The 21280-nt window shown below is 69.4% G+C and carries 19 protein-coding genes; 9 read left to right on the top strand and 10 right to left on the bottom strand.

The genetic code is table 11. The annotated features are described in order from the left end of the window. Positions 1-52: 52 nt before the first annotated feature. Entirely contained in the window at positions 53-913 is an 861-nt protein-coding gene (locus tag MX571_RS14955) for a DUF7537 family lipoprotein (RefSeq protein WP_247418132.1), read from the top strand. An 85-nt stretch (positions 914-998) separates the two neighbouring features. On the opposite strand, the gene MX571_RS14950 is transcribed toward MX571_RS14955, so the two are convergent. From MX571_RS14950 to MX571_RS14930, 5 genes are all read right to left on the bottom strand, one after another. Then, positions 999-2417 (bottom strand): sulfatase, encoded by a 1419-nt coding sequence (locus MX571_RS14950; protein WP_247418131.1) that lies wholly within the window; start codon positions 2415-2417, stop codon positions 999-1001. A 121-nt stretch (positions 2418-2538) separates the two neighbouring features. Further along, positions 2539-4227: a thiamine pyrophosphate-binding protein gene (locus MX571_RS14945; RefSeq protein WP_247418130.1), complete on the bottom strand. Its 1689-nt coding sequence runs from the start codon at positions 4225-4227 to the stop codon at positions 2539-2541. A 184-nt stretch (positions 4228-4411) separates the two neighbouring features. Next, positions 4412-5476: a TIGR04024 family LLM class F420-dependent oxidoreductase gene (locus tag MX571_RS14940; protein WP_247418129.1), complete on the bottom strand. Its 1065-nt coding sequence runs from the start codon at positions 5474-5476 to the stop codon at positions 4412-4414. Continuing rightward, the gene (locus tag MX571_RS14935) at positions 5473-6255 is read right to left on the bottom strand and encodes an SDR family NAD(P)-dependent oxidoreductase (protein WP_247418128.1); all 783 of its coding nucleotides are present in this window, start codon (positions 6253-6255) and stop codon (positions 5473-5475) included. Before MX571_RS14935 ends, MX571_RS14940 begins: the two co-directional genes overlap by 4 nt. Positions 6256-6423: 168 nt before the next feature. Continuing rightward, positions 6424-8016 (bottom strand): hypothetical protein, encoded by a 1593-nt coding sequence (locus tag MX571_RS14930; protein WP_247418126.1) that lies wholly within the window; start codon positions 8014-8016, stop codon positions 6424-6426. Positions 8017-8140: 124 nt separating this feature from the next. Between MX571_RS14930 and MX571_RS14925 the strand changes: the two genes are divergently transcribed. The 3 genes from MX571_RS14925 to MX571_RS14915 all read left to right on the top strand — a co-directional run bounded on the left by MX571_RS14925 (position 8141) and on the right by MX571_RS14915 (position 10633). Continuing rightward, entirely contained in the window at positions 8141-9106 is a 966-nt protein-coding gene (locus MX571_RS14925) for an MBL fold metallo-hydrolase (RefSeq protein ID WP_247418125.1), read from the top strand. 66 nt (positions 9107-9172) lie between these two features. Beyond that, positions 9173-9943 carry an HAD family hydrolase gene (locus tag MX571_RS14920; RefSeq protein WP_247418124.1) on the top strand — a complete coding sequence of 257 codons (771 nt, stop codon included), beginning with the start codon at positions 9173-9175 and terminating at the stop codon, positions 9941-9943. Positions 9944-10165: 222 nt separating this feature from the next. Beyond that, positions 10166-10633 (top strand): GNAT family N-acetyltransferase, encoded by a 468-nt coding sequence (locus MX571_RS14915; RefSeq protein WP_247418123.1) that lies wholly within the window; start codon positions 10166-10168, stop codon positions 10631-10633. Positions 10634-10732: 99 nt separating this feature from the next. Here the strand turns inward: MX571_RS14915 and MX571_RS14910 are convergent, their stop codons facing one another. Beyond that, complete coding sequence (locus tag MX571_RS14910; RefSeq protein ID WP_247418121.1) at positions 10733-11278, bottom strand: DUF1684 domain-containing protein; 546 nt, start codon at positions 11276-11278, stop codon at positions 10733-10735. A 152-nt stretch (positions 11279-11430) separates the two neighbouring features. On the opposite strand from MX571_RS14910, the gene MX571_RS14905 reads away from it, so the two are divergent. Further along, the gene (locus MX571_RS14905; protein WP_247418119.1) at positions 11431-12207 is read left to right on the top strand and encodes an SDR family NAD(P)-dependent oxidoreductase; all 777 of its coding nucleotides are present in this window, start codon (positions 11431-11433) and stop codon (positions 12205-12207) included. A 39-nt stretch (positions 12208-12246) separates the two neighbouring features. Here the strand turns inward: MX571_RS14905 and MX571_RS14900 are convergent, their stop codons facing one another. Further along, positions 12247-12993, bottom strand: coding sequence for a hypothetical protein (locus tag MX571_RS14900; protein WP_247418118.1), 747 nt, complete (start codon positions 12991-12993; stop codon positions 12247-12249). Between the two features lie 224 nt (positions 12994-13217). Here MX571_RS14900 and MX571_RS14895 point away from each other — a divergent pair, with 224 nt between their 5' ends. Beyond that, the gene (locus MX571_RS14895) at positions 13218-14399 is read left to right on the top strand and encodes an alpha-hydroxy-acid oxidizing protein (protein WP_247418116.1); all 1182 of its coding nucleotides are present in this window, start codon (positions 13218-13220) and stop codon (positions 14397-14399) included. 35 nt (positions 14400-14434) lie between these two features. Here MX571_RS14895 and MX571_RS14890 read toward each other — a convergent pair whose 3' ends face one another. From MX571_RS14890 to MX571_RS14880, 3 genes are all read right to left on the bottom strand, one after another. Then, positions 14435-15424 carry an LLM class flavin-dependent oxidoreductase gene (locus MX571_RS14890; RefSeq protein ID WP_247418114.1) on the bottom strand — a complete coding sequence of 330 codons (990 nt, stop codon included), beginning with the start codon at positions 15422-15424 and terminating at the stop codon, positions 14435-14437. After that, the gene (locus MX571_RS14885; protein ID WP_247418111.1) at positions 15421-16644 is read right to left on the bottom strand and encodes a CaiB/BaiF CoA transferase family protein; all 1224 of its coding nucleotides are present in this window, start codon (positions 16642-16644) and stop codon (positions 15421-15423) included. Before MX571_RS14885 ends, MX571_RS14890 begins: the two co-directional genes overlap by 4 nt. A gap of 79 nt (positions 16645-16723) precedes the next feature. Continuing rightward, the gene (locus MX571_RS14880) at positions 16724-17686 is read right to left on the bottom strand and encodes a DUF7972 family membrane protein (RefSeq protein WP_247418110.1); all 963 of its coding nucleotides are present in this window, start codon (positions 17684-17686) and stop codon (positions 16724-16726) included. Positions 17687-17863: 177 nt separating this feature from the next. Between MX571_RS14880 and MX571_RS14875 the strand changes: the two genes are divergently transcribed. From MX571_RS14875 to MX571_RS14865, 3 genes are read left to right on the top strand one after another with little or no spacing between them, the layout of a single operon-like run. Beyond that, on the top strand, positions 17864-19480 hold the full coding sequence (locus MX571_RS14875) for a long-chain fatty acid--CoA ligase (protein WP_368409059.1): 1617 nt from the start codon (positions 17864-17866) through the stop codon (positions 19478-19480). A gap of 56 nt (positions 19481-19536) precedes the next feature. Next, a complete protein-coding gene (locus tag MX571_RS14870; protein WP_247418108.1) occupies positions 19537-19893 on the top strand; it encodes a YunG family protein in 357 nt (118 codons plus the stop codon). A 60-nt stretch (positions 19894-19953) separates the two neighbouring features. Next, positions 19954-21192 (top strand): acyl-CoA dehydrogenase family protein, encoded by a 1239-nt coding sequence (locus tag MX571_RS14865; RefSeq protein ID WP_247418106.1) that lies wholly within the window; start codon positions 19954-19956, stop codon positions 21190-21192. Positions 21193-21280: the final 88 nt, after the last annotated feature.

Raw genomic sequence — 21280 nt, 5'->3', positions numbered from 1 at the left:
GAGTAATACACATAACCAGATATTTAATGCCGGTCGAGCCCGCCCGTCGGCTATGGAGACCAGAAGGATCCTCGCGGTGCTCCTCGCCGCCTGCGCCGTCCTCGCCGGGTGCGGCGGCGCACCGACGACTCCGACAGACGCGTCGACGACCGACGGCCGTACACCGTCGCCGCCACCGACGACAGAGTCGACCGAGACGACGGCCGTGCCGACCGACCAGAATTTGGCGCTCGACGCCGAGACGCTCGCCGCGGACCACGCGGACGCGCTCGCGGCGACGTCCTACGAGTCGCGGTTCTCGTTCAGCGTCGACCTGCCAGACGGAACCGCTGGCATCGCTGAGCGCCGGACGGTCGACCGCGGGGCCGACCTCGCCACGGAGGTCCAGACGACGACGCTCGACGACACCAACGGGACGACGACCGTCGACATCTCGCGAGTGACGTTCGTCGGCAACGACACGACCTACGAGCGACTCACGGGGACGAACTACGCGACGGTGTTCAGCACGAACGACGGCCAGGGCACCGACACCTCGCCCATCGACGCGAACGACGTGGGGTCGGACGTCGTCGACGCGGCCGCGAGCGTCGAGTGGACCGCGGTTGGGACGGCGACGGTCGACGGCGTCGAGGTGACGCGCTACGAGGCGGCCGGCCCCGAGAGCGTCCGGCAGTTCCGCGACGAGACGTCGTTCGGGGAGAGCGCGATGAACCGCGTCGAGACCACCGAGAGCGCGAACGCGACGCTACTGGTAGGTGACGACGGCGTCGTCAGACAGTTCTCGCTGACGGTCGAGGGAACCACCGACGGCGAACCGGTGGCCGTTTCGCTCGACGTCCGGTTCTCGAACGTCGGAACCGCGTCCGCCGAGTTGCCGTCGTGGCTCGACGACGCGAAGCAGAACACGTAACCGGACCGGCCAGCGCCCGGTACCGACTCCCACCCCGACGACGCGGGGCGAGACGACCGACGTATCAGCGATTCTCGACCGACCCTCACCGATAGCCGAGCGCCCGCAACCGCTCGGAGACGTCCTCGGGGACCCCACCTTCCTCCTCGCCGTGAGCGTCTGCCCCGTCGCCGCCGAGCGACGCGGCGTGGGCCGCAGCGACGTCCTCGAAGGCCGATTCGACCGTCGAGAAGCGCGCCTCGCCTGCAACGTCGGTCTGCTCGCCGGGGTCCGACGACCGGTCGTACAGTTCGACCGCGCCCGACTCGGTGTGGGAGATGTAGGTGAACCGCTCGTCGCGCACGCTCACGAGCAACTCGCCGTCGTCGAGGCGACGGGGAATCGGCTGCGTCGTCACCGACGGGCCACGGACGGCGACGGAGACGACCGGGTCGCCGCCGACCTGTTGACCGTCGCGGACCGTCGGGAGCAGGCTCCGACCGGCGAGGTCGCCGGTCGGCAGGTCGAACGCGTCGCAGACCGTCGGCGGAATCACGTCCAGACCGACCGGTGCGGTGGCGACGCGGTCCTCGCGTTCGCTCGCGTCCGCGGCTGCGTCCTCGTTCTCGCTCGACTCGACGTCGGCCGGTCGGCCGACCACCAGCGGGACGTGGACGAGTTCGCGGTAGAGTTTCGGGTAGTGCGCGAGGTGGCCGTGCTCCTGGAACTCCTCGCCGTGGTCGCCGGCGACGACGACGGTGGCGTCGCCACGGCCCGCCTCGCGGAGCGTCGCCAGCACCCGCGCGATGCTCGCGTCGACCTGGTGGGCCGCCCCGTGGTAGAGCGCCCGGAGGTCGTCGAGCGCCTGGTCGCTCACCTCGCGACCCAGTCCAGCGCGGACGTGCGCGCGGAGCATCGTCCCGCTCCCGGTGCCACCGGTGACCGCGCGGACGTGCCGCGGGGCGGGCAGGTACGGCGTGTGCGTGTCCATGTAGTGCAGCCAGCAGAACAGCGGTCCGTCGGCGGACTCGACGGCCGCCGTCGCGTGGTCTTCGAGCGCCTTCAGGTGGGAGGTGTCGACGGCGATGCGGTCCTCGGTCCCCCTGATGCGGGCCATCGCCCGGCGTCCCGGCGCGGCGACCAACTGTAGCCAGCCGCCCACCGTGGGGTGGGCGGCCAGCCAGCGCGACCCGCCCAGGAACGTCTCGAAGGTGTCGAACCCGCGGTCGTACCCCCAGTGCTCGGTGAGGAAGCCGTTGGCCGCGTTCAGACCGACCGTCTCCACGCCCGCTCGCTGGAGGCGTTCGGCGACGGTTTCGCGGGCCGAGGGACCGACGCGAGGGCCGTCGGTGAACACCGGGTCCGACCCGAGGACGCTCGGGAACGAGAACGGTGTCCAGTTGCCGTGGGTGTACGCGTGGGTGAATCGCGTTCCGCCGTCGGCGAGTCGTTGCAGGGTCGGCATCGCGTGCTGTGCGTCCGCCCGGAGCGAGTCCACGGTTATCACCACGACCGTTGCTGGCACTGCCTAGAGAGACGGGGGGGAGGCTCTTATACTTGCTATGGGGGCTACGTAGCCGGTGGTAGCGCTCGTGAGCGACTCACGAGTCGGTAGGTAGCCTCGCCACCGAGTCGGCCGTCTGGCGTCAGTCGTGGACGAGCACGTCCAGCACGTACGGGCCGGGCGTCGAGAGCGCCTCCTCGATGGCTCCCTCCAGTTCGTCGGGCGTCTCGGCCTGGCCCGCACTCGCGCCGTGAGACCGCGCGTTGGCGGGGATGTCGACCGGCGGGTCGAAGTCCATGCCGACGAACGTGTGGTCCTCGTCGTCGCCGCCGAAGATGGCGTTCGTGTTGTCCTTCAGGATGCGGTAGTTGCGGTTGTCCGGGACGACCACCGTCAGGTCGAGGTCGTACCGGGCGGCGGAGTAGAGGCTGTGGGGGTAGTAGAGGTACGACCCGTCGCCGACGAAGCCGACGACCTGTCGCGGGTCGTCTCGCATCCCCTCCGCGAGTGCCGCGCCGACGCTCGCGGGGAGCCCGTAGCCGAGGCCGCCGCCTTTGTTCGAGACGAACTGGCCGGCCTGCAGCGGCCAGCGGAGCATGAGCGGGTACTTCGAGGTGACGCCCTCGTCGACGACGTAGGCGTCCGGCGCGGCCGACCGGAGCGCGTCGACGAGTTCGGCCTTCGACGGGCGCGGGTCGTCCGGGCCGGCGTCGCCCATCCCGACGCCGTCGAGCATCCCCGACATCGACTCCTTGAGCGTCTCGACCTGTTCGATGCGGCGGCGACGTTCGTCCTCGTCCACGCGGTCGGCGACGCGGTCGGCGATGTCGGCCATCACCTCTCCCGGGTCACCCACGACGGCGGCGTCGGCCTGGTAGAGCTTCCCGACCTCGTCGGGGTCGCTCCCGACGTGGATGCAGGTCGCCGACTCGGGGACGAGGTCGGACTCGTGGGGGAGCAGCGTGGTGTTCGTCGAGGTGCCGACGAACGCGAGCGTGTCCGCGTTCAACAGCATCGAGGCGAACTGCTCGCGCGGCGGGATGAACGAGAGCCACTGCTCGTGGTCGCCGGGGAAGCTCACCTCGCAGGCGAGCATCTCGCCGTGGACCCGCGCCCCCGAGGCCTCGGCGAGGGCGACGGCCGCCTCCGACCCGTCGGCTCGGGCGACGTGGTCGCCGAGGACGAGGACGGGGTTCTCCGCCTCCGCGAGCAGTCGCGCCGCCTCGTCTATCTGGGCGGCGTCGCCGCGCCCGGCGGTCGGTATCGCGCCCAGCGGTTCCGGGTCGGCGTCGGTCTCGGTCATCATCACGTCCGCCGGGAGCGCGAGGAACACCGGCCCCATCGGTGGCGTGAGCGCGATACGGAACGCCCGGCGGACGAGCAGCGGTAGCGCCTCGACGCTGGTGACCTCGGCGCTGAACTTGCAGAACTGCCCGGCGAGTTCGAGCAGGTCGCCCGAGAGGATGGGCTCCTCGTGGCGGAAGTCGAGTTCGTGGTTGCCGGCGGTGACGACGAGCGGCGCGCCGGTCATGCTCGCCGCGTAGACGTTGCCGAGGCCGTGTGCGAGGCCGGGGGTGACGTGGAGGTTCACGACGCCAGCGGGCATCACGTCCTCGTCGTCGTGAGCGTGGTACCGGCGGGTCTGGGCGTAGCCCCCGGCCATCCCGACGGCGACGTCCTCGTGGAGGCCGAGGACGTACTCGAGGTCGCTGTCGCCGAGCGCCTCCATGATGGGCAGTTCGGTCGTTCCGGGGTTGCCGAACAGGTGCGTGACGCCGTACTGTTCGAGCGCGTCGACGAACAGGTCAGCGCCCGTGTACTGGTCGCTCATACCACGGGTCGGGGTGGCTGGGTGAAATAACTGCGTGCGGCCTGCACGTCGAGACCCGGTGACGGGAGTCTCACTTCTGAACCGAGTAGCCGGTCGCTACCGCGCCCCGACGCGATTCTCACGCGTGAGTTTCACGGCACGTGGGGGGTCGGCGGCACGAGAGTGCTAGAACAGCACGAGGGTGTTACGACGGCGCGAGCGCGTCGATGGTGGCGTTGATCTCCTCGATGGTCGCCTCGCGCGGGAACGACACCGACACCGCGTCGACGGCGTCGAGCGACTCGAACCGTTCGAGTCGCTCGCGCGCCTCGTCGGGCGTTCCGGCGACCGCGAGGTCGTCGAGCAGGTCGTCGTCGATGGCGTCGATGGCCTGCTGCCGGTCGCCGCCGTTCCACTCGTCGTAGACGGTGTTGGCCGTCTCCTCGTACCCCTGTCGGGCGAGGTTGTCGCGGTAGAACGTCCCCATCCCGCCGACGTAGAACGCGCTGTGCTGGCGGACGATGTCGCGAGCGCGTTCGCGGTCCTCCAGCGCCGCGCAGGTCAGCGACAGCGTCACGCGAACGTCGTCGGGGTCGCGGTCACCGAGTTCGGCACCGCGTTCGACGTCCTCCATCCGGTCCGCCAGTCCATCGGGGGTGAGCATGAGCGCGTGCCACCCGTCGGCGAAGCGTCCCGCGAGTTCGACCGACTTCGGCCCCATCCCGGCCACGTCGATGGACGGCGCAGGGTCGGGCACCGCCGAGCGCAGGCGGAAGCCCGACACGTCGAAGTACTCGCCGTCGTACTCCACCTCCTCCCCGGAGAGCACCTGCCTGACGACGTCGACGGTCTCGCGGGTGCGGCGGAGCGGGTTGCCGAAGTCGACGCCGTGCCAGTTCTCGATGACGATGGGGCCCGACGGACCGAGTCCGAGACGGAACCGGCCGTCCGACACCTCCTGAAGCGTCGCCGCACTCATCCCGGTCAGCGCCGGGGAGCGCGAGTAGATGGGCGCGATGGAGGTGCCGAGACCGATGGTCTCGGTCCGCTCGGCGATGCTCGTCAGCACGACCATCGCGTTGCGCCCCCACGTCTCGGGGAGCCAGGCACGGTCGTACCCCAGCGACTCGGCGCGCTCCGCTTGCTCGACCAGTGCGTCGACGCTCGGCTGGGCGGCGACGGGGAGGAACACGTCGCGGTCGGCGTCGCTCGCGTGGTCTGCATCGCTCGCGTGTCCGCCGTCGTCTACGTCACTCTCGTCGTCGCTCATACCTCGGGTGACTCCATGATGTCGGGCACGCCCGCGGCCCGGATGGTCTCACCGACGATGTACGAGGACGCGGGAGTCGCGAGGAACTGGACGATGTCGCTTATCTCCTCGCTCAGCCCCATCCGGCGCTTGACGGTGTCGCGCTCGACGTTCTCCGCGCTGACACCCATCTGTGACTCGACGCCGGGCGTTGCGACGAACCCCGGCGCGACGCAGTTGACGCGGATGTCGTGATCGGCGTACTCGAACGCCAGCGTCTTCGTGAGGTTGACGACGGCGGCCTTCGCCGACCCGTAGTGGCTCATGTACGGCGACCCCTCCAGTCCCGCCACGCTGGCGAAGTTGACGATGGACCCGCCGTCGTCCTGCTCCTGCATCTGCTGTCCGGCGACCTGACAGCAGTGGTACGTCCCGTGGAGGTTGATGTCGACGATGGTCTTCCAGCCGTTCTCCGAGATGTCGTCGAAGCCCGTCATGAACGACGCGCCGGCGTTGTTGACCATCGTGTCGAGCCCGCCGAACTCCTCGACGGTGGCCTCGACGAGCGCCTCCACGGCATCGCGTTCGCGTACGTCACACGCGACGGCGATGGCCCGACCCTCCGGGTCGTCCTCGTTGATGGCGTCCGCGACGGCGTCGACTTTCTCCTGGTCGCGCGAGGAGACGACGACGTTCGCGCCGTCCTCGGCGAACCGACGCGCTGTCGCCTCGCCGATTCCCTGCGAGGAGCCCGTGATGACGACCGTCTGGTCGGCGACGCTGAACTGCTCGACGTTCACGAAAAATCACTCCGGTTCATCCGTAGCCGTTCGAACCGCCGGGACCACCTTTACTCCGACGGTCGGAACGAGGCGACGGCAGGTTCGCGGTGGTCGGGTCGGCAGTCGCCGACTCGCTCGCTCACGGGGTCCCGCGCGCTTCCCTTCGAGCGCTGACCGTTCGGCGACTCAGTTCCAGGTGATGTCGCTCGTCAGCTCCCGGAACTCCTCGTGGTAGTTGACCGCAGGCCGCGACACGCTCGACGGGACCTCGAAGACGAGCACTCCCGTGGACGTGTCGCCCTGCTTCCCGCCGTTCGCCCCCGAGTAGAACGACACGTCGGGGTTGGTCGGCGTCGGTCCGACGAACGGCTTGATGTTCGACTCGCCCGCCTTCACGACGAACGAGTCGGGCAGCGGCACCTGCCCGCCCTCCTTGCCGACGGTCGCTTTCACGTCGACGAAGAGGAACTTCTTGCCGCCGCTCGCCTCGCGCTGTTTCGTCACCTGGTTGTTCTCCCCGCCGGAGGACTGCGTCGCGCTGTAGCTGTAGCGCTGCATGAACCGCGGGTTCGACACCGTCACCGTCGACTCGTCGATGCCGTAGGTCTCCTGCCCGTAGTCGAGCGTGAGCGGACCGGCCTCGACCATCCGTCGGGTGTCCGGGAACGGCTGGATGCGCCACTCCATCTGCTGGATGTACGGCCAGCCGTAGTCGAAGGTGAACGTCTTCGTCGCGCCGGGCGCGACGGTGCCGCTGGGGTAGGCCGCCGGCACCCAGCCGACGCCCTGGTAGTGGAACTCGGCGAGGCCGTAGAACGTCGACTCGACCTGTCCGGCGTTCCGGACCGTTATCTCGCCGGTTATCTGCCCGTTGTCGGGCCGGTCCGAGAGGCGGAACTCCAGTTGCTGCCACGTCGGCAGCGCGCGCGGTGGGAACGACCAGACGCGGTCGGGGCCGCCGCCCTGCGCGTTCAGCGACCAGCCGACGCCGACGCCGTTCTGCTGGACCTGGTTCTTCGGGACGCTCGCCAGCACCCACCCCTCGACGGTCTGCCCGCCCTTGATGGGCGACCCGATGAGGGACTGTCCCTCGACACTCTCGACGGTCGAGAGCGGCTTGCCGTCCAGGTTGTTGAACACGGTGCCTTCCGTGACGCTGAACCGCTCGGGACGGATGACCGTCTCCTGCGAGCCGGTGTTCTTCATCTTCCCCTTGAAGACGGCGAGCGTCCGGCCGCTCTCGCCCGGTGCGAACATGTCCGTCGTCCAGCCGACGTTGTCGACGTACCGGTAGTAGACGCCGCCGCGGAACGACGCGTCGGTGAACGTCAGCTGGAGGTTGTTGCCGACGTCGACCATCTTGCCGATCTCGACGGCCTCCGCGGTGACGTTCACCGTCGCGGACACCTCCGCCTCTTCGAGCGTGAAGCGGTACTCGCCAGCCCCGTTGACCGGCGCGTTCACCTCGACCTCGCCGGTCTGCCCGGACTGGACGTCCGTGATGCTGATGTCCTGCGCGAAGTCGGTGTCGCCGTTGGAGGTGACGATCCGGTCTTCGTACGTCCCGGTCTGGCCGCCGAAGTTCCGCGCGCTGATGGTCATCGTCACCTCGCTCCCGATGGGTGCCTGCTGTGGAGCGTTGATGATGATGTTGTTGAACTGCGCCTCTCCTTCTACGGTCTCGTTGTTTCCGGGGGAGGAGCCACCGGTCTGATTGCAGCCTGCAAGCAGACCCGCTGCTGCGGTGCCACACACTGCGAGGTACCGTCGCCGTTGCATGTCTCGTATCTATTCCCTTCGGTCAATAGTTAGTCGCACACAACCAGCGGGGTAGTTGGTGGTTTCCGGCAGTTCCCATCCCGCATCAGGGACCTTTTCGCGCTCCGTGCCGACGCTTCGCTCGATGACCGGCCGCGTCCACCGCATCGAAGCATCGGTCGACTGGCCACCGGGCCACGTCGCCGCGTACCTCCTCGACCCCGACGGGGCCGGCGGAGCGTCGCTCGCACTCGTCGACGCCGTGACGCCCGACGAGGGCGGTGAAACCGCGCTCAGTGAGGCGTTCGGGGCACTCGACGAGGACCTCTCCGACGTCACCCACCTCCTGCTCACGCACCCGCACGTCGACCACGTCGGACAGGTTCAACGCGTCGTTAAGGCCGCCGACCCACACGTCTACGCGCCCGCGAGCGTCCGCGACCGGTTCGACCGCGACCCCGACGACCTCGCGGCGACCGTTCGAACCACCGCGACCCGCGCCGGACTCGACGACGCGGCGGTCGAGCACGCCGTCGAGATGGCCGTCGGGTCGCTCCACCGAAGTCGCGACCTGCTCCCCGTCGAGGCCGTCGACACCTGGGTCGAAGACGGCGACCGCTTCGACGTCGCGGGAACGACCGTCGAAGCGGCCCACACGCCCGGCCACCAGGCCGACCACTGCTGTTTCTACCTGCCCGACGAGCGCGCCCTCCTCGCGGGCGACATGGCCATCGAACCGTTCCGGCCGGTGGTGCTCCACGCGGGTCTCGACCGTGGGGTCGAGGACGCCATCGACGCGTTTCGGACCGCACTCGACCGACTCGACGCGCTCGACGTCGGAACCGTCTACCCCGGCCACGGTCCGGTCCACGAGCGGTTCACCGAGACCGTCGACCGCGACCGGGACTCGCTCGACCGGATGCTCGACCGGACGGTCGAGAGCGTCGCCGACGGCGCGACGACGGTGGAGGAGGTCGCCGACCGACGAGCCCGCGACCGGGGTATCGAGTACATCGTCGCCGAAGTGGTCGCCGCGCTCACCCACCTCGACGCGACCGGCCGCCTCGAATCGACCGTCGTGGACGGCGTCCGTCGCTACGAGACGTCCTGACGGCCGGGCCGCTCCTCGACCGCGAGCGACCAGCAGACTCAACCGCCACGCGCCCACCGTCTGAGCATGGACGACCTGGCCTACGAGGGCGTCTTCTTCGACATCGGCGGCGTCCTGCTCGACCTCTCGTCGGTCCGGGCGGGTCACGAGGCGTTCCTCGGACGGTTCGCCGACCGCGAGGGGATCGACGACGTCGAGCAACTGGTCGACGACTGGCGCGCGGCGCTCGGCGCGTACTTCTCGGGCCGCGACGGCACCACCTTCCGGCCCGCACTCGACGGTTATCGACACGCTATCGCCGCCGCCGTCGCACTTCAGAAATCAACGTCGCTGGACCGTGAGGCGGTACTCGACGGCCGGAAGGACCACCCTACTACCGTCCCGGACGCCGACTGGCGACCGCTGTTCGAGGAGACGACCACGCGCACCGTCCGGCCGTCGCCGGGAGCGGTCGAGACGGTCCGCGCGCTGGACGAGGCCGACCGGTACCTCGGCGTCGTCTCCGACATCGACACCTGGGAGGCGGAACGCATGCTCTCCGGGTTCGGTATCTACGACCGGTTCGACCGCGTCACGACGAGCGAGGCCGTCGGCCGGACGAAACCCGACCCCGCCATGTTCGAGGCGGCGCTGGCCGACGCGCCGGTCGCCCCCGAGCGGTCGCTGTACGTCGGCGACCGCTACGACCACGACATGCGCGGCGGGTCGCGGGCCGGACTCGTCACCGTCGCCCACGGCGGGTCGGCCGCGGAGCGAGCGGCCGAGGACCCGGACGACGTCGTCGACTACGTCGTCTCGGACCTGCGCGAACTGCTCGACATCGTCGGACTCGTCTGAGTCCCCTGGCAGGGTCGGACGACCCCTGAAGTGACGAATCGGTTCACGAGCACGTGTGCCGGAGTTCTGCGTGCAGGTCAGGCAGCGCGTCCGGGCCACGCACGATGACGCCATCCGCCGAGTAGAGCGGTCGTTCCGGGTTCAGGCTGCTGGCCCACTGATGGATGCCAGTCTGTGTCACACCGTGCGTAGTTTGAACACCGAGCACCGGGGAGTCGTCCTATGGAACTCGTCGAAGCCACCACCGAGGACCTCGACGCACTCGTCGCGCGCTGGTACTCCCTCGCGCGAGCGATGGAGACGTACGACGAACTGAACGAGCTACGTCACGACGGAATCGACGAGGTCTCCGACGACGGGTTCCGTGCACTGCTCGACGACGATGCGGTGAGTGTCTACCTGGTCGTCCACGAGACCGAGACTATCGGGTACGTCACGCTCCGAACCGGCCACCACCCGTCCCGAGAGTACTCACGGTCGCTCCGCATCGTGGACCTCGCCGTCGACGACGGTCACCGGAACCACGGTCACGGCACGGCGGTCGTCGAGCGCGTGAAGGAGATAGCCCGCGACCGGGGGTGTGACCACCTCACGGTCTCCTGTGAGTGGCAGAACGACGGCGCGCGACGGTTCTACCGTGACGCGGGGTTCCGGCCGAAGCAGGTCGACTACGCACAGGCGCTGGAGTGAGTCGGGGACGGCTCCAGTACGGAGAGCGACGGTTTCACTCCCGGACACGAGCCAGTCCCCCACCTCGGACGACGAGCAGTCGGACCCGAGCGACCTCGCTCAGTAGTCGACGCGCTCGCCCGCCTCGATGCGAACGTCGAGGCGGTTCTCGAAGGGGACGAGCGCGCACTCGTAGGCGTCGGAGTAGACGCAGAACGGGTTGTAGGCGGCGTTGAAGTCGAGCAGCCACGTTCCGTCCCCGCGGCGGTCGTCGGCGTCGAGGTCGAGGTAGCGCCCACCACCGTAGGTCGTCTCGCCGTTCGTCTCGTCGGTGAACGGTACCCAGAGACGGTCCTCGTTCGGGTCGGCTCTGTAGGCGGTCAGGCTGCGTTCCTCGCCGTCGAGGTCGAACCGGAACGCTCCCCAGCGCAGGTACTCCCGTTCACCCTCGGTGGTCGTCCCGACGCTGACCGTCTCGCGCTCGTCGAACTCGTGGAGCGGGAGGACGAACCGGTAGCGCTCGTCGGGAGCGTAGTACGACAGTCCATCGAACGAGTCGCGCTCGGTCCGCGGGAGCGGCGACTGCGGGTGGTCGGCGAAGTACTCGTCCTTCTGCGCGCGGTCGTGGTCCAGTCGGTCGCGCCAGTCCGCGTCGGCGTCGCTCATGTGCGGCCGTACGCCGAGGGACGGCAAATCGCTGACGCGAGTGTGAGCGCGTCTCGACGACCGTCCGGGCGGGCGCGACGACCGGCGAGTCGGGGCGACACGACCACTGCGGCGCGTAGCTATTTGTGACGCCTCTTCGATGTGTGGCTGTCATGGACTTCGGACTGAGCGACAAGACGGCGCTCGTCACCGGCGGCGGGGGCCGCATCGGGAGCGAGGACTGCGAGGTGCTGGGCGAGGAGGGAGCGACGGTCGTCGCCCTCGACGTGGACCTGGACGCGGCGCAGAACGCCATCGAGACCGTCGAGGAGGCGGGCGGCGAGGGCCTCGCCGTCGAGTGCGACCTGACGGACCGCGAGGACGTGGGGGCGACCGTCGAGGCCATCCGCGAGGAGACCGGCGGCGTCGACGTCCTCGTCAACAACGCGGGGATGGTCGACGCCCGCGCCCGGATGCAGGACTACGACGACGACATCTGGGACCGCGACGTCGCCATCAACCTCACCGGGACGTACAACGTCACGCGCGAGATATTCCCGGCGATGTGCGACCGTGGCTGGGGTCGCGTCATCAACATGTCCTCGATGGCCGGCTGGCAGGGCGGGTTCGGGCAGGCCTCTTACGCCGCGACGAAAGCCGCACTCATCGGGTTCGGCAAGACGCTCGCGCTGGAGGGCGCACAGAGCGGCGTCACCGCCAACATCATCGCGCCGAACATCGTCGTCGACGAGTTCGCCGACATGAGCATCGAGGAGCTGGAGCAGTTCGACGAGCACTTCGCGCGCATCGCGAAGGCGACGCCGATGCGGAAACTCGGCCGCGAGCGCGACGTGGCGAACACGGTGGCGTACCTCGCCAGCGAGCAGGCGAACTACGTCACCGGGCAGGTCGTCGGCGTCACGGGCGGTATCGACCTGTTCAGTTTCTGAGGAGGGGAATCGGGGCGACCGCATCGCCGTCTCGCGACGCTACGCGGCGGCCGTCCCCCACACGAGGTCGCCGTCGGGCGCGACGACCACGACGCCCGTCGTCCCGCCGGCACCGGACGCGCCGGTCTCCCACCGCGTCGAGATGCTGTCACTGCCGTTCAGGGCGGCGGTCACGGCGTAGCCGTCGGCCGACGCGTTCAGGCGGAGGCCGGTCGTCGTCGCACCGGACTCGGGGTCGAGAGTGTACTCGTAGGTTGTGGAGTCGTCGGCTCCGGTCGAACCGGCTGGAGAGAGGCTCACCGAGAGCGAGCGTCGCTCGTCGCCGAGGTTGTAGACGCGGAGTCGCCGGTCGGCGTCGCCGCCCTCGTCGCGCGACGAGACGCGTTCGATGCGGGTCTCGCCGTCCGTCGTGACGCGGTAGAACGCCGTGAACTGGGTGCTATCGACCGAGTCACCGCGGTACACCGACCCGTCGCAGTCGACCAGCGCGTACCCGGCCGCGTCGCCGAGGGCGACCGGACTCCCCGAACACGTCACGTCGACGTCGGTCGCTCCCTCGGCGACCGCGTCGCGGTAGAGCCGGTGCGTCTCGGTGGCGTTCGCGTACGCTGCGACGGCGTCGGCGGTCAGTCGGTCGGGTCGGTCCGGAACCGGCGGGACGCGGTCACCGGTCGATTCGTTCGCGACCAGACCGTCCGTGGTCCCCGGCGGTGCGGGCGGGCTTCCAGCACAGCCCGCGAGGACCAGCAGGGCGAGCAGGGCGATGGAGGTGAGGCGGAGTCGCACCCGAGTTTCTCGAGTCGTACGGTGGTTAAGGCCCGTGGTAATTCACATAGGCCTGTCACCCACGGCCACACCCGGTGCCGGACCGCTGGGGAACGCCGCGGTCCGCTCGGACGCCCGGGAGCGTGCGTCGGAGTGCTGATTCTCGCGCGAGGTGACGCAGGGAAGGCGTCTGGCATGAGCCGCGTCCGCACACCGCTTATGTGTCGCCCGGTCGAGCGCCCGCTATGGAGCCATCCGAGCCCTACGGGCAGGACCGACAGCGCGACATCTACGCGATGGGGATGCTGGCCGACCAGCCACCGTCGCTCCCGGTGCGCTACGAGGACCTCGAACGCGCGGCGCTCGACGCGATGGACGACCGGGCGGCGAACTACCTCGCCGGCGGCGCGGGCGGCGAGCGCACGATGAGCGCGAACACCGACGCCTTCGAGGACTGGAGCCTCCTCCCGCGGATGCTGCGCGACGTGAGCGAGCGGGAACTGAGCGTCGAACTGCTGGGCGACCGCTGGGACGTTCCGTTCTGTCTCGCCCCCATCGGCATCCAGACCATCATGCACGAGGAGGGCGAGCGAGCGACGGCGACGGCCGCCAGCGACCTCGACGTCCCGATGTGTCTCAGTTCGGTCGCCTCCTACACGCTGGAGGAGGTGGCCGAGGTGCTCGGTGACACGCCGAAGTGGTTCCAGCTGTACGCCTCCAGCGACCAGGCGGTCACCGAGAGCTTCGTCGAACGCGCCGAGGACGCCGGGTTCGACGCCATCGTCCTCACCGCGGACGTCCCCATCCTCGGCTGGCGAGAGCGCGACCTGCAGGGCGGCTACCTGCCGATGCTCGACGGCGAGGGGATGGCGAACTACTTCTCTGACCCCGTCTTCCGCGAGCGCCTCGACGTCGAACCCGAGGAGAACCCCGACGTGGCGACCCAGGAGTTCCTCGACGTGTTCGGCGACCCGTCGATGGACTGGCAGTTCCTCGAGGACCTCGTCGGGATGACGGACCTCCCGGTGGTCGTGAAGGGTATCCTCCACCCGGAGGACGCCGAGGAGGCCATCGACCGCGGAGCCGAGGCCATCGCGGTCTCGAACCACGGCGGGCGGCAGGTCGACAACTCCGTCGGCGCGCTCGACGCGCTCCCGGCCGTCGTCGAGGCGACGATGGACCGCGTGCCGGTCACCTTCGACTCCGGGATTCGACGCGGGGCGGACGTGCTCACGGCGCTGGCACTCGGGGCCGACGCCGTGATGGTCGGCCGGCCGTTCGCCTGCGGACTCGCGGTCGACGGCCGTGATGGCGTCCGCGAGGTGTGTTCGAACCTCCGGGCGGACGTCGACATCACGCTCTCGAACCTCGGGCGGACGAGCGTCCGCGACCTCGACCGCTCGGCGCTGGTGCGGGCCGAGGAGTAAGGAGAACCGCTGGGCGAGCGAGTCGTCGCGCCCGCTCAGAAGTTGTCGGGGGCCAGTTCCTCCATCGTCTGCTCGGCGCGCTCTTCGGCACCGTTGGGAATCACGACGAGCGGTCGGTCGATGGCGTCGAGTTCGGCTACCTCGCGCAGTTGCTCGCGGGCCTCCTCGGGAGTCCCGGCGACGCCGAGCGCCGCGACCATCTCGTCGGTGACGGCCGCCGCGGCGTCGCCACGGTCGCCGGCGCGCCAGTTGTCGGCCACCTCGTCGGCCCCGTCGGGGAACCGCTGGGCGACCGCCTTCCGGTAGCCCTCGCCGTTGCCGACGTAGTACGCGAGGTGCTCGCGGACGTGCTGGCGTGCCGTCTCGGCGTCGTCCGCGACGCAGCAGGGGACGTACGGCGCGACGGTGATGTCGTCGGGGTCCCGCCCCGCCTCCTCGGCGTGGTCGGCGATGTAGTCGAACGACTCGTCGAGGTCTGGGAACGGGACGTTGTGGGGAATCCAGCCGTCACAGAGACGGGCGACGACCCGGCGGTTGGCCGGGCCGAGCGCCGCGTGGTAGACGGGCACGTCCCGCCCGAGTGCGGGGAAGTCGGCGACCGACACCGTCTCGCCCTCGTACTCGACGCGCCCGTCGCCCGACAGGAACTCCTTCGTGAGTTCGATGGTCTCGTGGGCCTTGCGCACCGGGTTCGGGTCGTCCCAGCCCATCCCGTGGAGGTCCTCGACGGCCTTCTGCGTCGAGGTGCCGAGACCGAGCGTGAACCGGCCGTCCGAGAGGCGGTCGATGGTCGCGGCGGTCATCGCCAGGACCGCGGGCGAGCGCGAGAACACGTTGAGGATGGCGGTCCCGAGGTCGATGTCGTCGGTGTGGGCGGCGATGTCCTGGGCGCGGACGACGCCGGACTCGAACCAGAGTTCGTTCGTCCACGCGGAGTCGTAGCCGAGTTCCTCAGCGCGGACGGCGAACGCCGTTGGGTCGTCGAGGCCGGGCGAGACGAGGACGCCGAGTCGGTCGAGGCTCATCGAATCACCCCTTCTTCGCGGAGGGTCGTGAGTGTCCCGGTGTCGTAGCCCACGGCTTCGAGCACCGCATCGGTGTGCTCGCCGTGTCCGGGCGAGGACTCGTCTGTGTCGGGGCGGTCGCAGACCGCCGGGAACCCGAGTCGCGGTCGTGCCCCCGAGTCACCGTCGCCGCCCCCGACGACGACTCGTTCGCGGAAGCTGTCGTCGTCGACCGCCTCGGCGATGGACTGGACCGGTTCGACCGTCGTCTGCGGGCCGAGGTCGGCCCACTCATCGCGGGTGCGCTCGGCGAAGATGACGCCGAGTTCCTCGCGGAGCGCGGTGCGTTCGGCGTCGTCTTCCGTCCCGTGGTACTCCACGAGGTCCTGCCGGTCGACGGCCTCGCAGAACGCCTCCCAGAACTGCGGTTCCAGCGCCGCCAGCGTCACGTAGCCGTCGGCCGCCTCGTAGACGTCGTACCACGGGTACGCGCCCGTGAGCGGTGTCTCGCCGGGACGCGGTCCCGCGTGCTCTCCGCCCGCCTCGCTGCTCGTCGTGCCTGCCTCGCCTCCGTCCTTCTCGCCGCTCGGCGCCGCCTGGAACGCCTCCGCCGCGTGCGCCTGTCCGAACGACAGCACCACGTCGGCCATCGAGACGTCGACGTAGCTCCCGCCGTCTCCGAACTCGCGGGAGAGCAGTCCCGAGACGACCGAGAACGCGGCGAACAGGCCGCCGCCGAGGTCGCCGATCTGGTAGCCGGGGACGGCCGGGGCGGCCTCCTCGTCCTCGCGGGTCATGTCGAGCAGGCCGGCGCGGCCGACGTAGTTCAGGTCGTGGCCCGCACGGTCCGCGAGGGGGCCGGTCTGGCCGTAGCCCGTCACCGAGACGTAGACGAGGTCGTCGTTGTGGTCCGAGAGGGTGTCGTAGTCGACGCCGAGTCGTTCGACGACGCCCGGCCGGAACGACTCCACGACGGCGTCCGCGTCCTCGACGAGCGCGTAGAACGCTTCGCGGCCGGCGTCGGTCTTGAGGTCGATGGCGACGCTCCGCTTCCCCCGGTTCACGCCGTCGAACACCGCGCCGACGCCGTCGACCATCGGCGGCATGTGACGGGCGTAGTCGCCCGCGCCCGTGTCCTCGACCTTCACCACGTCCGCACCCAGGTCCGCGAGCAGCTGGGTCGCGTACGGTCCAGGCAACAGGCGCGTGAGGTCGAGCACCCGCACGTCGGTGAGTTGCATACGGCCGCGTCTCGGGGGACGTGCATAAACGTCCGTGACGGCGTCCGTCCGCCGCAGTCACAGCGAGGAGCGCTCGTCGTCAGTGACTCGTCGACCCGCTCCCGACGGTCTCCTCGGGTGGGACGAGCGGCCCGACCGCGACGGTGTACCGCGCGATGGTCGCCGCCCTGACCACGTAGCTGACGAGCAGCGCCAGCGGCGAGAGGAGGACGCCGAACCCGAGCGTCACCAGCCACGGGAGCCAGGGTTCGGGGACGACCGCACCGGAGGACGACTCGTAGACGAACGTCAGCAACGCCGTCGTCAGCAGCGCGAGGAATCCGGTGTACGCGACCAGTCGCGACAGGCGTGCGAGCTGCTGCTGGATGGCGATGGTCTTCAGGTACTGGCGGACCAGCGCGACGACTCGGAGCAGTTCCTGGACCCCCTCCAGTCGCTCCTCGGTGTCGGGCGGGTGGTCGTCCGTCCGCCGGAGTTCGCGGGTCCGGGTGTAGTTCGACGCGTAGTCGTCGCCGAGTACGGATTCGAGGACCGCAGTCGTGCTCGCCCCCTCCTCGATGCTGGCGCTGTCGTCGCCGTACGAGCGGACCCGTTCCCGGAGGTCACCGACGTCGCCGTCCTCGGGGAGCGCCTCGGCCCGGTCGCCGAGCGTCCGCCCGACCATCGACAGCAGTGCCGACGGGTCGTTGGGGGCGACGGCGGCGTCGGCGTGCGTTTCGAGCCGCCGTTTCAGCGAGAGCATCCCGTCGAACCGGTCGTCGAGTTCGTCGACCGGGGCGAACACCCGAGAGAGGACGAGCTGGTTGATGGAGAGCGACACCGTCACGAGCGTCAGCAGTCCGGAGGTGACGCCGCTGGAGAGCCACGACCTGATGGAGCTACTGTACCCGACCGTTACGACGCCGGTGTGGATTGCCGCCGCGAGCAGCACCATCGAACCGAGGACGAACGTCCCGGAGAGCAGCCGCCGACTGCCGCCGACGAGGAGCCACCGATAGAGTCGCCGCTGCAGAGAGGCCGCAGGGTTCGCGTCTTCGAACATACTCCGACGGTCCGACCGCGACTCGTTTCGGGCTCCGGCTTGCCAGCAAATGGTCGTGGGAAGGGGTGGCTCGTCACACCGACGGCACCGGACTGGGCAGACGACTCCGGCCCTCCACTCGACCGGCCGCCCGAACACCTTTCGGGGCTGGTGTGCGATGTGTAGCCATCGACCATGATGGACGTTCAGCTGACGCTCGACGACCTGCTCGCTCGCGCCGTCGACCTGTTTCCCGACCGCGAGATCGTCACGAAGACGCCCAGTGGTGACCTGCACCGCTACACGTACGCCGACATGGCGGGGCGCGTCGCGCAGTTGGCGGGCGCGCTCGACGACCTCGGCCTGGAATCGGGCGACCGCGTGGCGACCGTGGCCGCGAACAACTACCGCCACCTCGAACTGTACTTCGCGCCCGCCTGCTCCGGGCGGTCGATGCACATGTGCAACATGCGGCTCCCCGACGACCACTTCCAGTTCATCGTCGAGGACGCGGGCGACCGGGTGCTGTTCGTCGACCCGGCGTTCCTGGAGAAGGTGGAGGCGAACGCGGACGAACTCGACTCGGTCGAGCAGTACGTCGTCCTCGCCGACGAGGTGCCCGACACCAGCCTCGACCCCGTGACGTCCTACGAGGACCTCATCGAGGGACAGCCCACCGAGTACGACTGGCCCGACCTGGACGAGGACCGCGAGTGCGGGATGTGCTACACGTCGGGCACCACCGGCAAACCGAAGGGCGTCGCCTACAGCCACCGGGGCATCTACCTCCACAGCATGATGTCGGGACACACCGACACGAACGGCATCGGCGAGGCCGACTCCGTACTCCCGGTGGTCCCGATGTTCCACGCCAACGGCTGGGGCATCCCGTACGCCGCGACGTTCGTCGGGGCGAAGCAGGTGTTGCCGGGCGTTCACACCGACCCCGGCTCCGTGGCGGAACTCATCGACGCGGAGGACGTCACGATGTCCGCGGCCGTCCCGACCATCTGGCTGGAGATGGCCCAGTTCCTCGACGACAACCCCGACGTGGACATCTCCAACATCGACCGTCTCACCGTCGGCGGGAGCGCTCCACCCGAGTCGCTCATCCGGAAGTACGACGAGCGTTACGGCGCTCCCATCATCCAGGGCTGGGGGATGACCGAGACGTCACCGCTCGGGACGATGAGCACGCTCCGGTCGGAGTTGCGGGACGCCGACCCCGAGACGCGCTACCGCTATCGCGCGAAGGCGGGGATGCCCGTCCCCGGCGTGCAGATTCGCATCCGCACCGAGGACGGAGAGACGGTGCCCCACGACGGCGAGGCGATGGGCGAACTCCAGATTCGTGCGCCGTGGGTCGCCGACGAGTACCACCAGCGCCCCGAGGCGAACCGGGAGTCGTTCACCGACGACGGGTTCCTGCGGACCGGCGACATCGCCACGATGGACGAGCAGGGGTACGTCGACGTCGTCGACCGGACGAAGGACGTCATCAAGTCCGGCGGCGAGTGGATATCGAGCGTCGAACTGGAGAACGAACTGATGGCTCACGAGGCCGTCGCGGAGGCGACGGTCATCGCCGTCGACCACGAGAAGTGGCAGGAGCGCCCGATGGCCTGCCTCGTCCTCCGGGAGGGCCACGAGGTGACGAGCGAGGACCTGAACGACCACCTCGGCGAGCGGTTCCCGTCCTGGTGGCTGCCGGACACCTACGAGTTCCGCGAGGCCATCCCGCGCACCTCGACGGGGAAGTTCGACAAGATGACGCTCCGCCAGGAGTACGACGACGTCCGACTCGGTCCCGAGTGACCGACCACGCCCAGGCAAGCCCAAGGGAGGACCCATCTCCCCGTGTCGACTGTCGTATGTCATCGAGGTTCGAGACGTTCGACCCCGACGTCGCACGGGACCGCTTTCGGACGGCCTGGTCGGAAGAGACCAGCACGCGGTACTCCGCGGCGACGCCAGCTCGAGGGCAGTGCGGTGCGACCGCACTCGTCGCCCAGTTGATTCACGGTGGCTCCATCGAGCAGACCATCGTCGACGGCGAGGCGCACTTCTACAACCGCATCGACGGCGAGCGACACGACCTGACCGACGAGCAGTTCGACCAGCCACCGATGTACAGGGACGTCGCCGTGACCCGAGAGGCTGCGATGGCCGACACCACGACCGACCAGTACGCGACGCTCCTGCGGCGGTATCGGGAGCTGCTGGACTGAGGACGACAGACACCCACCGGTCGGCCCAGCGATTAAGCCACCTCGTATCCTCCGTCCGTCATGGCAACACAGGACACGGCCACCGACGGCGTCTCCTTCGCGGAGCCAGAGGAGTGGCGACTCGTCCGCTCGTCGCTCGACGAGTTCGTCGAGCGCGAGGTCCGCCCGCTCGAAGACGACCTCGGCGAGTCGTGGTCGAACCCTCGCGTCCGCCACGACGCCGACGGGCGGTACGTCGACGAGGCGCTGGAGGCCATCGAGACGGTCCGTCGCAAGAGCGCGGCGGCGGGGTTCTACGCGATGAACTTGCCCCAGGAGTACGGCGGCGAGGACGTCTCGAACGTCACCTGGTATCGGGCGAAGCGTCACGTCGCCAGCCACGGGACGGGCCTCGCGTCGCACGTCCTCGCCGGCCCGGAGGGACCGAAACCGCTGCTCGCCAACGCCGAGGGCGACCAGGTCGAGGAGTACCTGAAACCCGTCGTTCGCGCCGAGAAGTCCACCGGGTTCGCCCAGACCGAACCGGGCGCTGGTTCCGACTCGCCGAACATGCAGACCCGGGCGGAACGTGCCAGCGGGCACGCAGACGGCGACGAGTGGGTGCTCAACGGCACGAAGCAGTGGATAACGAACGCTCCCTACGCCGACTTCCTGCAGGTGTTCGCGCGGACGACGCCACAGGAGGAGGCGGGCCGCTACGGCGGCATCACCTGCTTCCTCGTTGAGGACGACGAGTACGACGTCGGCACGCTCAACAACGCCGTCGGCTCTGTTGGCCTTCAGGCAGAAGTCCACCTCGACGACGTGCGAGTCGGCGAGGACCGCGTCCTCGGTGAGGTGGACGACGCGTTCTACGAGGCGATGGGGTTCCTCTCGCTCGGGCGGCTGGAACTCGGGGCGGAGGCCGTCGGTCACGCGAACCACCTGCTCGAACTCGGAACGGAGTACGCCAACGACCGCGAGGCGTTCGGCCGCCCCATCGGGACGTTCCAGGGCATCTCGCACAAACTCGCCCGTGGCCGGGCGAACGTCGACGCGGCCGACGCCCTGGGCCTCCGCCTCGCCTGGCAGATGGACGGCGGGGAGGACGCCATCCAGGAGGCGTCGTCGTTCAAGTGGTTCGCGACGAACGCGTACTGGCAGGTCGCAGACGACGTCGTGCAGGTTCACGGCGGCAACGGCCTCTCGGAGGAGAACCCGTTCATGGACCACCTGCACCTGGCGCGTCTGCTCCGAATCGTCGAAGGGGCCGACGAGATTCAGCTCAACACCGTCGCCAAGCAGATGGGCGTCCAGTAGTCGGGACGGGCGGTCGAATTCGGGTCTGCTCTCTCTGTGTGCAGAGTGGCTAATCCCCCGACTCGGTGTCTGAGGACTGCCGACAGGG

It is taken from the genome of Halomarina salina (assembly GCF_023074835.1).
GTDB classification, from domain to species: Archaea; Halobacteriota; Halobacteria; order Halobacteriales; family Haloarculaceae; genus Halomarina; species Halomarina salina.
Note: the sequence above shows the minus strand (reverse complement) of the source record. Positions and strands in the feature narration are given on the sequence as shown.